Origin of the sequence: Algoriphagus sp. TR-M9 (assembly GCF_027594545.1) — a bacterium.
GTDB classification, from domain to species: Bacteria; Bacteroidota; Bacteroidia; order Cytophagales; family Cyclobacteriaceae; genus Algoriphagus; species Algoriphagus halophytocola.
Window position 1 is genome coordinate 3,083,555 of record NZ_CP115160.1, and the last position, 14,480, is coordinate 3,098,034.

13 protein-coding genes are annotated in these 14,480 nt (G+C 43.9%); 6 read left to right on the forward strand and 7 right to left on the reverse strand.

The features are described from left to right. Positions 1-11: 11 nt before the first annotated feature. Entirely contained in the window at positions 12-1,058 is a 1,047-nt protein-coding gene (locus tag PBT90_RS12895; RefSeq protein WP_270129620.1) for an NAD(P)/FAD-dependent oxidoreductase, read from the reverse strand. A 55-nt stretch (positions 1,059-1,113) separates the two neighbouring features. Here PBT90_RS12895 and PBT90_RS12900 point away from each other — a divergent pair, with 55 nt between their 5' ends. From PBT90_RS12900 to PBT90_RS12920, 5 genes are read left to right on the forward strand one after another with little or no spacing between them, the layout of a single operon-like run. Further along, a complete protein-coding gene (locus PBT90_RS12900; protein ID WP_270129621.1) occupies positions 1,114-1,767 on the forward strand; it encodes an MBL fold metallo-hydrolase in 654 nt (217 codons plus the stop codon). Beyond that, positions 1,764-2,456 (forward strand): CDP-diacylglycerol--serine O-phosphatidyltransferase, encoded by a 693-nt coding sequence (pssA, locus tag PBT90_RS12905; RefSeq protein ID WP_270129622.1) that lies wholly within the window; start codon positions 1,764-1,766, stop codon positions 2,454-2,456. The genes PBT90_RS12900 and pssA overlap by 4 nt, the downstream gene beginning before the upstream one ends. Continuing rightward, positions 2,453-5,698: a type IX secretion system sortase PorU gene (gene porU, locus PBT90_RS12910; protein WP_270129623.1), complete on the forward strand. Its 3,246-nt coding sequence runs from the start codon at positions 2,453-2,455 to the stop codon at positions 5,696-5,698. The genes pssA and porU overlap by 4 nt, the downstream gene beginning before the upstream one ends. Continuing rightward, positions 5,695-6,909: a type IX secretion system outer membrane channel protein PorV gene (porV, locus tag PBT90_RS12915; RefSeq protein ID WP_270129624.1), complete on the forward strand. Its 1,215-nt coding sequence runs from the start codon at positions 5,695-5,697 to the stop codon at positions 6,907-6,909. The genes porU and porV overlap by 4 nt, the downstream gene beginning before the upstream one ends. Next, the gene (locus PBT90_RS12920; RefSeq protein WP_270129625.1) at positions 6,909-8,180 is read left to right on the forward strand and encodes a M16 family metallopeptidase; all 1,272 of its coding nucleotides are present in this window, start codon (positions 6,909-6,911) and stop codon (positions 8,178-8,180) included. Before porV ends, PBT90_RS12920 begins: the two co-directional genes overlap by 1 nt. On the opposite strand, the gene PBT90_RS12925 is transcribed toward PBT90_RS12920, so the two are convergent. Genes PBT90_RS12925 through PBT90_RS12935 form a run of 3 tightly spaced genes read right to left on the reverse strand, consistent with a single transcriptional unit; the run spans position 8,177 to position 10,455 of the window. Further along, entirely contained in the window at positions 8,177-9,130 is a 954-nt protein-coding gene (locus PBT90_RS12925) for a glycosyltransferase (RefSeq protein WP_270129626.1), read from the reverse strand. The genes PBT90_RS12920 and PBT90_RS12925 overlap by 4 nt on opposite strands. A gap of 1 nt (position 9,131) precedes the next feature. After that, entirely contained in the window at positions 9,132-10,061 is a 930-nt protein-coding gene (locus tag PBT90_RS12930; protein WP_270129627.1) for a hypothetical protein, read from the reverse strand. Next, positions 10,033-10,455, reverse strand: a complete 423-nt coding sequence (locus PBT90_RS12935) for a sugar 3,4-ketoisomerase (protein ID WP_270129628.1) — start codon at positions 10,453-10,455, stop codon at positions 10,033-10,035. The genes PBT90_RS12930 and PBT90_RS12935 overlap by 29 nt, the downstream gene beginning before the upstream one ends. Before the next feature lie 103 nt (positions 10,456-10,558). Between PBT90_RS12935 and PBT90_RS12940 the strand changes: the two genes are divergently transcribed. Then, positions 10,559-11,185: an IMPACT family protein gene (locus tag PBT90_RS12940; protein WP_270129629.1), complete on the forward strand. Its 627-nt coding sequence runs from the start codon at positions 10,559-10,561 to the stop codon at positions 11,183-11,185. Here the strand turns inward: PBT90_RS12940 and PBT90_RS12945 are convergent. The 3 genes from PBT90_RS12945 to PBT90_RS12955 are packed head-to-tail and all read right to left on the reverse strand — an operon-like array spanning position 11,175 to position 14,413. After that, on the reverse strand, positions 11,175-11,777 hold the full coding sequence (locus tag PBT90_RS12945; RefSeq protein ID WP_264811009.1) for a 3'-5' exonuclease: 603 nt from the start codon (positions 11,775-11,777) through the stop codon (positions 11,175-11,177). The genes PBT90_RS12940 and PBT90_RS12945 overlap by 11 nt on opposite strands. Beyond that, complete coding sequence (gene nhaC, locus PBT90_RS12950; RefSeq protein ID WP_270129630.1) at positions 11,774-13,237, reverse strand: Na+/H+ antiporter NhaC; 1,464 nt, start codon at positions 13,235-13,237, stop codon at positions 11,774-11,776. Before nhaC ends, PBT90_RS12945 begins: the two co-directional genes overlap by 4 nt. A gap of 51 nt (positions 13,238-13,288) precedes the next feature. After that, on the reverse strand, positions 13,289-14,413 hold the full coding sequence (locus PBT90_RS12955) for an NAD(P)/FAD-dependent oxidoreductase (RefSeq protein WP_270129631.1): 1,125 nt from the start codon (positions 14,411-14,413) through the stop codon (positions 13,289-13,291). Between the last annotated feature and the right edge of the window lie 67 nt (positions 14,414-14,480).

Consider the following 14,480-nt stretch of genomic DNA (forward strand, 5'->3'; position numbering starts at 1 on the left):
GAAAGATGTCTTTAAATATAGTTAAAATACCGAGCTATGTCCACTTCTGGATCAATAGCCTCATTATTTATCAAATGTTGGCAAAGTTGCTTGCTATAATATGGAATTAGCGAAACTCCTTTGGCTCCAAAACCATTGAAAATGTAAACGCTCTTCTCGGTAGGATGTTTTCCAATAAATGGCTTTCTATCACGGGTCGCTGGTCTTATACCAGTTTTATGGCTGATCATTTCAAGTATAGGTTCATTGACCAAATCGGTCAAACGCTCGAGAATCTCATTTTTTGCCCTAGCTGTGGGCCCTTCACCCAGGTCATGCTTGGAATAAGTGGAGCCCACCCGATGTATCCCACCACCTAAATGTACTCGAAACACCCCTCTGTTCACAATGTAATCTGGCAAAAACTCCTGCCTCAATTCTAAAATCTCTCCCTTTACCGGAGCAAATGGCAAGAATTCAAAGAATCTGGACTTCATCGCCCCCAAACCATTGCAATAAACCAGACACTTCGCTGAATAATCCCGGTACTGCCACCTGTCAGCATTATGGAGCAATAAACTCTCTTGAAAATCCTCCTGGAGCAACTCCTCCTTAAAGTACGAAGTCATACCATCAAGTAGATTGTTGATGTCTAGCCATCCAGAGTTTTGGAGCATCACTCCCCCATGGGCATCAAAGAGCTTTGTGGACTGGGATTTGGTGTGGATTCGGTGCAAATACGGTTGAAAACCTGCTTCTGCGCTGTGCCCCATCCATTCATTTTGCTCCTCTATGGTCAGAAAGGGACGGTAAATATGCTGGGGTTTTAAGAAACTGCCTTGGGTCACCTGCTCAAGCTCACGATAGAAGGGGGCAATTTCAGGAAACAGCTTATCGGCATTCCATGTTTTTACCATCTTTCTCCCGGTCACAGGATTGTAAAGTCCGGCGGCCACCCTACTGGAATTGTTTGCCTTGGGCTGATCAATAATTTTGATTTTCTTACCAGCCTGCTTCAGGCGGTAGGCAAGTGCAGTTCCGGCGAGACCTTGTCCAATGAGCAAAAAATCAATTTCCATAGCCCAAAATAAAGGTTTAATTCCTTATTTTGTTCGATTACCGAACACAATTCTAATGCTCCACATTAAGTCTTTTACTTTCAATCCCTTTCAGGAAAACACTTATTTGCTCTATGATGAAAATGGCGAAGCCGCTCTTTTTGACCCGGGCTGCTTTGAGCCTCATGAGAAGAAAGAATTACTGGACTATGTGACTGAGCAAAATTTACGCGTCACCCAATTGTTCAATACCCATTGCCATATCGATCATGTTCTGGGCAATGCCTGGGCAGTGAGGACATTTGGGGTAGGACTGCAGATTCACCCGGAGGAACTCCCTGTGCTGAAATCTGTGGATGTCTATGCGCCAAATTATGGCTTTGTAGGCTATGAAAGTTCGGAACCAGATTCATTTTTGAAAGAAGGTAAAAGTATCTTTATCGGGAATGAAGAACTCAAAACAATCTTTGTCCCTGGGCATGCGCCAGGTCATGTGGTGTTTTACCATGAACCTACAGGCCAATGCATCGCGGGCGATACTTTATTCAGAGGAAGCATTGGCAGAACAGATCTTCCTGGTGGAAATCACGAGCTATTGTTAGAGAAAATTCAATCAGAGCTTTTCTCCCTGCCAGACCAAACGGTAATCTTTCCCGGGCATGGACCAGAGACCACCATTGCTTTCGAGAAAGCCAATAATCCATTTGTAGGAAAAAATGCTAAACTGTGAAAATCAAATCACATATCCCAAACGCCGTCACCTTAATGAACGCACTTTCTGGTGTGATAGGAATCATTTGGGTCTTGAAGGGCGACATTCAGTCCGGTGCATACTTCATCATTCTTGCAGCAATTTTTGATTTTTTTGATGGTTTCGCGGCCAGAATCTTGAAGGTCCAAAGCGATATAGGAAAACAACTGGACTCTTTGGCAGACTTGATTTCTTTTGGGGTTTTGCCGGGCTTTGTCATTTTCAAAATATGCGAAAGCAGCACCTCCGTCCCTTGGTTGCCCTATTTGACCTTGATTATCCCGCTTTTTTCTGCCCTGAGACTAGCCAAATTCAACCTAGACACACGACAATCTGATCGGTTTATAGGCCTACCCACCCCTGCGAATGCATTGTTTATGAGCACGCTGCCATTCTTAGCTGCAGATTGGGAGCTGTTGGCATCCTGGCTCCATTCTCCCTTTTTCATCATCGCCGTAGCTTGGCTATTCTCCATTTTGCTTTTAGCAGAGCTCCCCCTTATCGCGCTGAAATTCAAATCATACGATTTTGCAGCAAATAAATTCCGGTACCTATTGATTGGGTTGGGCGTCGCACTGCTCGCCATATTTGGCTTGTCCGGTATTCCAATCCTTATAGTTTCCTACCTGGTTTTGTCTGTGATAGAAAACAGGATCCAACCAGAATGACTTGCGCATGCTTCAGATGGATCCTAGTTCTTCTTGCCAGCTGCACATTTCACCAGCTGGCTCAAGCCCAGCATACATTCTTCAAATTCAGCATTGAAAAAGACGGAGTTTATAGTTTCTCGGAGGAGCAAGCCAAGGCATTAGGTGCCAGCAATCTATCGGAAATTGCTTTTTACGGCTTCCCCGGCATGCTTCCGCAGGTACTAAATGAAAATAACCTAAGGTTACAGGAGATCCCGGCATTAGAAAACCAAGGCCAATTATTGGTGTATCTGAATGGCCCGGACACCTTCTCCCCGGGCCCAGATAACAGCATGGTTTTCACTCCCAACCAATTTTCGGACAGCCAGAGTTATTTAATTTCCATCCGATCAGACCCTAAAAGAATTCCCGTTCATCAAGCCGGCGCTACGCCTTCTTCACCAGCTACACTATATGAGTGGCATTGGATCAATGAAGAAGAAAATAATATCATCAACTCGGGCAGGAACTGGTATTCCCGACCTATTGCACCTGGAGTTACCAGGGGCTATGCACTTCCCTTATCCACTGATCTGGAAGCGCCTTGGCGGCTTTCTGCTGCTCTGATGACTCGATCCCTGTCTCATGCGGAGACCAAAATTGCCGTGGATGAGTTGGAAATCTCTACGAGCACCATTGAATCTATCCCAAATGAAACCTATGGAGTGAAAGGAAAGGAGTTATGGACACAGTCCTCCTTTCTTCCAAATGGACAGAAAATAGAGCGGCTAAGGATTTCATTTCTTTCCTCAGACCAAAATTCAGCAGGATACTTTCAATACATAGGCATAGGGGTTCCCTTTTCAAGTATCAATCCTAAACCCGGAATTTATCACCTGGGGAATGAAATTGAATTTACACTTCAGCTAGACGAAACACTGCAAGTTTGGGATATCTCCGAATTTTTAAACCCTAAAAACATAGATCTCTCTACCGGAAGCACCATTAATTCGTCCCAAATCATTGTTTTCTCCCCCCAAGAAGCACCAGAAATACCAACTCCAGAATTGGTTCCACTTTATTTAGAACGAGAAGGAAACTGGCCAGAACTGATCATAATTGCGCCTAGAGAGCTATCTGCTGCGGCAGAGAGGCTGAGTAGCCATAAATTTGGGATGGGCATTTATTCAAAAGTATATTACCTAGAAGATATATTCAATTCATTTGGCTATGGCAACCCAGATGTAACAGCAATCAGAAACTTTCTGGCTTTTCACTTTCACAAGGGAAAGGCCCTACAAAATGTGTTACTTCTTGGGAAGGGAACTTTTGATCACAAGGGAATTATAGGCGGAAGGCCCAACCTCTTACCTATTTATACCAGTAGAAACAGTCTGGACCCGCTTAAATCCTATAGTTCAGACGACTACTATGCCCTGCTGCAGTACGGGCAGGGTGCCTGGGAAGAGAGTCAGGAAGGAGACGAGCAACTACAAATTGGTGTGGGAAGGTTACCGGTAATCAATCCTGAAGAAGCGAAAACTGTAGTGGACAAAATCATTGCTTATGAGACCATTCCCAGCCCAGGAAAATGGAAGGAATCTTTGACCTTTTTTGCCGATGATGGAGATAGCAACATCCATCTCAGGGATTCGGAATCGCACAGTAACTATCTGGCCAAAATTCAACCAAAATTCAACCTCAATAAGCTCTACCTGGATCACTATCCACAGCTTGATCAACGTTCGGAAGAAGCCAAGAAATCACTCAGCGAAACCCTTGAACAAGGTACTTTGCTGTTAAACTATGTAGGTCATGGCAACCAAAACACCCTAACTGCAGAGGAGATTTTCGAGGTTTCTGACATCAGAGACTGGAAAGAAACGGATCAGCTAGCGCTTTGGGTCACCGCCACCTGCGAGTTTGGTAGACACGATAGCCCGTACTTGAGATCGGCAGCCGAAGAGCTATTGATTGCCAAAGGAAAGGGAGCAATAGGACTGCTAAGCACCGGAAGACCGGTATTTAGCAGTGTTAATTTTTCGCTAAATCAAGCTTTTATAGAAAAAGCATTTTTGGAGGTAAATGGAGACTATCAGGATCTTGGAAGTATCTTTCGCCAGACTAAAAACTCTAGCCAAAACGGGGCCTTAAACAGAAATTTCAGTCTATTGGCAGATCCTAGCATGCGATTGTCCAAAGCTTCTGCTACCATTCAAATCACCGCATTGAATGATCCTGACAATGGCCGAGCACTGGATACACTCTCCGCCTTGCAGGTAGTGGAATTTGAGGCAAGCGTATTGGACCCTGCTTCGCAAAATTTAATCCAGTCTTTTGATGGAAAATACACCCTCGAAATTTCCGACAAGCCCATTCAAAGTGAAACCCTTGGCGACGAAAGTAGCAGTACTCAATTCTCAGAGGAAAAAAATCTGCTTTTTCGAGGGGAAGGAAAAATAGATAATGGGAGGATTAAAGGAAAATTCATTGTACCCAAAAACATAGATTTAGAACATGGTGTGGGAAATATACGAATCTGGGGAGAATCTGAGGACGCCAGCAGAGATGCATTCGGATTGAAGCAGCAGGTCATTGGCGGCACCAACAACACCACTTCTCCAGATGAGGAAGGCCCGCTAATCATCCCGTCGTTTAATAGCCAATCTGCCTCTCCATTTTCCTTTGCCTCCACTACTATTCTGCTCAGCGCTGAGATGCATGACGCCAGCGGAATTAACGTTTCTGGATTTGACCCAAATCAAAATCTCACCATTCAGCTCAACGGTCAAAAATCTTTTATCGCAAACAGCTACTTTACATCAAAAAATAATACTTTCACATCTGGAAATTTGAATTTTGTACTCGAAGGATTGCAAGAGGGCCAAAACCTGATCAGTATTACGGCTTGGGACAACGTCGGTAATTTCACCACTATAGAACAGGAAATACGGATTGAAGGAAGTGATAAACTACAGATAATCAGCCATAAGGTATATCCAAACCCTGGTCAGACCGTGAGTCATTTTGAACTAATGCACAATCAACCGGGAAAAACCTTATATTTAACCTTAGAAGTGTACCAAACTGACGGTAAAATACTATTTACCCACCAGGATCGTTTAGTGAAAGCAGACGTCCATATCAGGGATTTGTCTTGGTTTTTTTTCCAAAACCAAACCAAATATCCAGCAAAAGGAACTTATATTTACAAATTAACGCTTCAGTCGGAGAGTGATAATTCGGCAGCAACAGTGGGCGGACAAATCGTGATTCAATGAAAAAAATGGCCATTTGGAATAGGAAAAACTTACTTCTTGCAGTTTTCAGCCTGGCTACTTTTACAGTACATGCACAAAACAGTGTGGTCATTTCAGGACAAGATCCTGATAGACGTGTAATAACTACGGCCGTACCATTCCTGAATTTTGCCCCTGACTCCCGACATTCTGCTATGGGAGATGCTGGAGTAGCCACGTCACCAGATGCCAATTCAGCACACTGGAATGCCGGTCAGATGGCCTTCATCGAGGAAAAAATGGGCTTTTCGCTCAGCTATTCTCCTTGGCTGGGCAAACTCGTCAATGACATGTCCTTAAGCTACCTGACAGGTGTGTTCAAGATCGATGAGGTTTCAGCTTTTGGTTTTGATCTTCGGTATTTCAATATGGGGGACATCATACTTACCGATGGATTTGGCAATGAACTGGGAGAATTCAACCCACGGGATATTGCGATTGGAGGAACCTACTCCAGAAAATTATCTTCCTATTTAGGCTTAGGTATTTCTGCCAGATTTATTTATTCCAATCTTTCTGGGAATATTTCCTCCGTAGGAGGCAGTGAAGCCAGAGCAGGAATCAGCGTAGGAACAGATGTGGGATTATATTATTCCAAGCCGGTTTTTGCAGGAGCTAAGGATGCAAACTTTTCCTGGGGACTGAGCATATCCAATATTGGCCCGAAGATCACCTATAATTCCGCCGATGATCTGGATTACATTCCCACTAATTTAAAAGTAGGTACCGCTTATTCCATTGACTTGGATCCGGTGAACACACTTACTTTTGCATTGGACCTGAATAAGCTATTGGTTCCCACTCCACCGATTTATGCCACCAATGAAGATGGGACGCTGGAAACTGACGAAAACGGCAACTTAGTAATCGAGGAAGGCAAAGATCCAAACAGACCGCTAATATCAGGCATGTTCGGCTCCTTGGCAGATGCTCCTGGAGGATTTTCAGAGGAAATTCAAGAAATCATGGTTTCCTTCGGGGTGGAATATTCCTATAATGATGTGCTGGCTGTACGGACCGGATATTTTTATGAAAATGAAAACAAAGGGGGAAGAAAGTATTTCACTATGGGCGTAGGTTTAGACCTCAAGCGTCTTGGCTTCGACTTTTCATACCTCGTCCCTCAAAAGCAAAATCACCCATTAGCTGAGACATTGCGATTCTCACTGCTGTACACGATTCCAAACGAATAATGATTCTAGACCGATCAAAAGCTCCGGAATTTAAAGTTCCTGAGGATTTTGAACTATTGCCCCCAGATAAACACCTACTCAGCAATGGATCAACACTTTACCACGTTCAGACTCCCGGTCTAAATGCCGTCAAAATAGAAGTCATAGGTAAAGGAAACAGAGCATCCCTGCCGGTTTCGCAAACTTTGGTGCCTGCTTTCACCTTAATGCTTTTGCAGGAGGGCACCCACCATATGACAGGTGATGAGCTGGCAAACTTCTTTGACTTCCATGCGTCAGAAGTGCATCCGATTACCACTTTTGGGCATGAAGGACTTGGACTGCTCAGCACCAAAAAACACCTGGATCAAATATTACCTGCCTTTTTCTCACTCTTCACAGAAGCCATCTTCCCTGAGGAAATTCTGGCAAAAAGAAAATCTCAAAAACAACTGAGCCTAAAGCTGGAAAAGGAAAAAACTTCAGCTAGAGCAGGAAAGCTTTTTCGCAGCTCGCTCTTCGGTAAGCTACATCCCTATGGGGTAGAGCCCGAAGCTGAACATGTGCAGATCATTTCCCAAGAACTGCTTAAGTTTTATTACAATGAAATGCTGTGGCAGGAAATAGAGGTCTTCGTTACCGGAGATTTTACGGCTACGGAAATCAAACAATATTGCGAGGCATTTGGAAAATTACCGAATCGAAAACCTATTGAGAAAGTTTTATTACCGGCGCTGAACACCATTAAAGGTGTAGTAGAAGAGCGCTCAAATGCCGTCCAAAGCAGCATAAGGATTGGCTACTGGTCCATCCCTAAAAACCATCCGGACTTTATCGCCCTCAGTGTGTTCAATACCATTTTAGGAGGATATTTCGGTGCTCGGCTGATCAAAAACATTCGTGAAGACAAAGGACATACCTATGGGATATACTCGAATCTGACCGAAATCGGAGATCAGAATTATTGGGTAATAGCTGCCGACGTTCAGAAGGAATTCACTCAGGAAGTAATCCGGGAAATATACTTGGAAATAGAAAAACTAACACTAGAACCCCTGAGCAGCGAAGAATTGGAAGTGGTGAGAAACTATTTAATCGGGCAAATGCTCAAGCACTTCAGCTCTTCTTTTGAGTTAATCGAAAGATTTCGATCTGTTCACTATTCTGGGATGGATTTATCCTATTTTGACCGAAAACTCGCTTACCTCAAAAGTTTCTCTTCACAGGATATGATTGCCATAGGGCAAAAATACTTCAGCAAACCTCCTTTTATAGAAGTAGTGGTAGGCTAACCACGCAATCGAACGTAAAGAGCAGAAAGATCTAACCTGGCCCAAAGCCAAAGTTTATAAATTAAAAATTTCGCTCCTGAGATTTTCAGTTCAGTACCCAGATGTACAAAACCCTCCGCAACTTCAAAGTTTGCAGACCAAAGTGCATGCTTCAGCTCAAACATGACCCGCTCTCTCAAAGCTGAGTTTTCCGACGCAACTTGGTTCATACTCTGCACTTTTCTACATACTTGAAGAGTGCTGGGAAGCATTAAAGACTGATAGCGCTGGTACTGCGTAGCTGAGAGGGAAGCTAAGTGCTTTTGCTTGACTACTCCGATATGATCTGAAAATACAGCAGGGTATTTTCTGCTCAAGCGTAACTGTACATCAAAATCCTCATAGCTCAAACTGGCATCGTATCCTCCTTCTTGCCTCAATAGTTCAGTACGAATGACTACCGTCGGAGCACAGATATGGTTTCGCCGAATCAGCAGTTCATACAGCCAATTGTCCTGAACCGCACTGGACAAGTCTCCTGCTTTATCTCTGGAATAAAAGGTGGACTTATCTCCTTGCTCTGTTACAATCCATGCATCCGAAAAAGAAAAAGCAGCATCTGAATGTTCATTTAGGCGAGAGACTGACTGCCTGATATGGGAAGGTAACAACTGATCATCCCCTGACAAATCAATGACAAATTCTCCATTCACCATTTCCAGCATTTCGTTGAACAAGGCGCAATATCCTTCGGATTTAGTTTTGAGAAACACCTTTACGGGCATCTTTGTCTGGGCGCCATTCTTCCATTTTTGGATCAAAGCTGAGCTTAGATCGGAACTTCCATTATCTACAATGATAAGCTCGACCTGCTGGTAATCCTGCGCTATAACACTATTCAAAGTATCCTCAATCCACTTTTCATGATTGAAAGCAATACAGATTACTGATACTAGTCCTTGCACAGACATATCAGAGCTGTTTGATCCAGGTTACTTTATTGCTGATATCATTTGCAAACCTGGACTTAAAAAACATCAAACTGTGGTTTGCCTTCTCCCCGAGATCCGAAGAACCCAAGTCCACGAAGGCAACTTTCTGCTCGACAGCAAGCTGAAACAAAGCTGTTAAAATCAACTCACCTCCGTGCTTTACAGAAGCCTTAGGGTCTACGGCTGAAAGAAAGTAATACAATGAATCCATGGTCAACTTTACGCCCAGAGAATACCCCACCGGGGTTGAGCCTTTCATCAGTGAGATCAAAAAATACCTATTGGGAAATTCAGAAACCTGTTGGATAAGCCGGTTTTCGTCCACGTTCAGCTCATACCCCTTGTGCTCGTTCCATGCTCGGATATTCTTGAGAAAGGAGAAGTTTGAAATGGGTGCGTACTCCGTTTTTAACCCGGCTTTGGCAGCCTTCACCTGTAGTTTTTGCATTTCTTTTTGCGCCAGCTTTTTGATCTTCTTTTTACCCAAAAACAAATGGTGGCTAAGCACATCTCCCTGTACAAATTCATTCTTAAAAAGCAGGTAATTGATCAAATCCGTCTGTTGTCCGTATGGCTTGGGCGCCTGCGTGATCTGAACACTGCTTACACCTCGATGCCTAAGCTCAGACAGTACACTTTGTAAAAAATCATCCAAACTCTGAGAAGTCATGTTTTCCAACACCCAAAAACCTCCGAAAGGAGCATGTGGCAGTGATACCGCTTGGCCATCTTCAGTGATCTGAAAAGTGATTAGTGCTTTGGTCTTTTGTTTTTTCTCCCACAAAAAATCTATATGCTCCAAACCTCCCTCTGACCGAAAACTACTCAAGAAGTAATCCCTCTCCTCACCGAGGGAAGAAATTACCCGAAGGGTATGGGAGTCATTTGTATCGTTTTTGAAGCTCTGCAAAATAGTTTTGATCTCGTATGTAATCGTCTTCCGAAAAGACCCGATCAGACATTCCCATCAGGACTGCCTCTGGAGAAAATCTAGCCACTAACCAGGTCAATGGAGGAATAAAAACCCCTTTCTCTGGAGAATCCAACTTAAAATGAAAAATCTGGCCCAGCACATTGGTCAGTTCCAGTTCTATAGTGCCCGCCATAGCCACGATCACCTGTGCTTCCTGCCAGTGGGCATGATTCCCCCTAGTCTCGCCTTCCTTCACTTTAGAAATCCAAAAACAACGCTGAATCCCCTCGGGAAACAGAGAAGAGTTTTCCCAAAAGGAGAGACTTCCACTGGCATTGGCGTGGCCGGGAAGGGTGAATTGATATGGTGAATTTGCAGTTGTGGTCTCCACTGTTTGATACCTTTCTGGTAGCTAAAATTAAGATAATTCAGATGGAATCACCGTTACCCATTTGTTAATTTTATAATTTCGCCGGAAACCAAACCTAAGATTCATGCCAGATCCAGGTCAGGATTCCAATTTTGACGATAGTTTCTTAACCCTCGCCCGTAGCAGCGAAGGCCTGTATAAAGACAAAGGGAGTAAGTTTTATTTTTTTGCTTTCCCTGTACAAGACGAGCAGGAAATCAAGGACCTCCTCGCTGATTTACGCAAGAAATACTACGATGCCCGCCACCATTGCTTTGCCTGGGTGCTAGGGAAAGAGGGGCTTGATTATCGGGCAAACGACGATGGGGAACCTAACCACTCCGCTGGAGACCCAATACTAGGCCAGATAAGATCCAATCAACTTACAGATATTCTAATCGTAGTGGTGCGGTATTTTGGAGGAACCAAGCTAGGCATGGGCGGCCTGATTCAAGCTTACAAAACCTCTGCTGCCATGGCCATTGAAGCAAATGAAATCATAGAAAAACAGGTCAAAATTCGGATTCAGGTGCAGTTTCCCTATCCTCAAATGAACGAAGTAATGAAGCTGGTCAAAACCCATGATCTGGATATCATAGCTCAGGAAATGACCTTAGACTGCCAGATGAGCCTGGAATTTCGTCAAGGTTTGGAGCAAAGGGTGACTCAAGCTTTGGAAGACATTGAAGGTCTGGAGCTTTCTACTGCTTAAACAGCTCATCCAAATATCCTTCTGCTTTGAGCTTATGAAAGATTTCCAAACAGCTCCAGGCATCTGTAGCTGCGTAGCGTTGCTGCTTGATAGTGAGGGTATCTGCTTCCCAGTTGGAAACCTGCTCAGACTTCGAGATACGAATTCCCAGCACCATTGCACATAGATTTCTCACCCCTATATTTTCAAAACCTACTTTTTTCAGCTCATCATTGAGGTCGAAGAAGGAATTGGCATAAAAGGAATCCGTCAGTTTAGCCAATCCTTTAATATCATCATGAACGGCCGCACCTACCTTCACTATGGACTCTTTCTCCAAAATATTCCTGATAGCATCCGGAAACCCGATTTCATTCAGCCTAAATAAGAATGCCTGGGTGGGGGTAGATAGCTGAAGTAAGGCTACCTGGTTGATCACTCCTTTGCGAAAAGCCGGTTTGGTCTCCGTATCAAATCCCAAAGTCCGCTGCTGAACCAGGAACTCAGCCACCTCCTCCACATCTTCTACTTTATCAATGAGGAACATTTCCCCTTCAAATTTCCCCAAGGGGAGCTCATTCACTTCCTCTTTTGTGATCTTTAACTTAATCATGCTACTTGTTCTTCCTCTATGTCGTCGTAATAAGTGAGTCCTATTTTAAAATACCCATATAAAATGGTCATAAATGGACTGATGATATTAAAAAAGCAATAGGGAGCGTACACCAAGGTAGCGACTCCCAACACAGACGCCTGGGTAGCTCCACAGGTATTCCAGGGCACTAGCACCGAGGTGACTGTCCCAGAGTCTTCCAAAGTCCTGCTGAGATTCTCCGGCTTCAATCCCCGCTTTTTATAGACATCGGCATACATTCTCCCAGGTACCAATATCGCCAAATATTGATCAGAGGTAGTGATGTTGAAAAACACACAGGTGGCTACTGTAGAAGCGATCAGGGAGCCGACTCTATGAACTCTAGCAATCACCGCCTCTGCCAGCACCCTAAGCATACCGCTCTCCTCCATTATTCCTCCAAAGACCATAGCTGCTATAATCAACCAGATGGTATTCATCATCCCGCCCATTCCACTGGTAATCAGCAATTCATTCACCACATCATTGGAGGTAGCAATACTGATCTCTCCATATAAGGACATCATGACAGCTTTGAAACTTTGATAGGCAAAGGAAGCCTCCTCAGCAGCTATAATCCTGATGATGTCTGGCTGAAAAATAACTGCAAATACACCGCCCAGTAGTGCTCCTGTAAGCAATGCCGGAATCGCAGGCACCTTTCTCACAATCATTACTATCACCAGAACAGGTACAATAAATAGCCAACCTGTGACATTGAACTTCTCCAAAATCACTGCTGATATGGCCTGAACTTCATTCACAGTGCCATTGCTCTCATAATTCATCCCTATCACAATAAATATGATTAAGGTAATCACAATGGAAGGCACTGTAGTCCTGGCCATGTATCGAATGTGCGTAAATAAATCCGTACCGGCCATCGCCGGAGCCAAATTGGTGGTATCGGAAAGCGGTGACATTTTATCTCCAAAATACGCTCCGGAAATAATCGCTCCAGCTATAATTCCTTCTTCGAACCCCAAAGCTTTGCCTATTCCCAGTAAGGCCACACCTACCGTAGCTACGGTAGTCCAGCTACTCCCCGTGGAGACAGAAACTATGGCACTCACTATACATGCCGCCACCAAGAAAATCCCCGGGCTTAGTATCTGAAGTCCGTAATATATCATAGCCGGAACAATCCCGCTCAGCAGCCAAGTACCTGCCAGTGCTCCTATCAAAAACAAGATCAAAATACTGGACATCGCTGCCGAGATACTTTTGATCATGCCGTCCTGTAAGGTTTGCCAGTTGTACCCTAATCGAAATATGGCCACCAGTGCTGCGACCATAGAAGAAAGAATGAGTACTATCTGATTGGAACCGGCAAGTCCATCTGTCCCAAAAACCTGAATATTCAGAACTAATAGAACGATCAAAAAAATCAAAGGTATTAAAGCATCTACTACTTTTGGGGAGCGGGTGAAACCTTTCATCAATCGGATTTTGGTGAATTTAAGAGCATGAATCTAAGCAAAAAATATCAATTACATTTTGCCTAAAATCCCTGACAGTTCCCGGCCCACCTCATAGCCCACAGCTACCCCCATTCCTCCCAGCCGTACAGCTATGGCTGTTTTAGTGCCAACAGGCTGGATCAAAGGAGTTTTCGAGCTACCAAATGCCATGATCCCCGTCCATTGCATCTCCCATTCCAGAGATTTCCCGGGAAAAACCACTTCATTTGCCAGCTGCTGTAGGTGAGTTCTAATTTGTTCATTCACAGCAAAATCCAAAGTTCTTTCTCCCCCAAAATCTAGATTGCGGGCTCCGCCCAAAAGCAGCCTTCCATCTATTTGTCTAAAATAAACATAGCCCTTATCCATGTGAAAAGTCCCTTTCCATGGAATCTCAAATTCCAATGGTTTGCTTAGCAACACCAATCCCCTTCCTGGCTCCAGGTCCAACTCAGGCAGGAGTTTCTTACTAAAGGCATTGGTGCAAACTGCTATTTTCTGCCCTGAAAACTCCAGCTTTTCCCCTGCTCCATCTTTGGCAATCGCAAAGCCTTGACTATCCTGAATTGCTTCTACAGTAATCCCAGTCAAAATTTTGACCCCACTTTTTTGGGCTTTCTTCCAAAGTGAATCCAGGTACGTACCCGGATCCAGTTCACCCTCAAACTTATTTTTTACAATAGCCTCTATATGAGGAGAAAACCCAAAATGAGCCACCTTTTTAACCTTTGAAAAAACATCCTCTTTAAATAGAACTCTGAGCATGCTATTCACTCCTTCCAGTTGGTCTAGATCTGAGATCAACACCCGGTCCAAGAGTTCAAAACCGTAAGTATGCTTATACCCTATTCCCTTGTCTCCAAATTCCTTCCGGATAGCCTCAAGTCCCCTATACCTTCTCCTCACCAAATCAAGTACCTCGTCCTGGGTCATGCTTTTTAAATCATCCAAAATCTCAGTTAAACTCCCAAAACAGGCAAACCCGGCATTTTTGGTGCTCGCTCCAGTAGGCAATACCCCGCGCTCCAGCACAACCACCTTGGCTTCTGGATGTTTTTTCTGAAAATGAATCGCCGTGGACAGCCCTACAAAGCCTGCCCCAACGACAATCAGGTCATAGTTGAAAAAATGCTTTTTTTCCCAATAACTCAACATTTCAAAGTTCAGAAATAAGATTTAGTCTAAGATTTTGTAATTTGAATAAATCTAAGGCAATAAATCC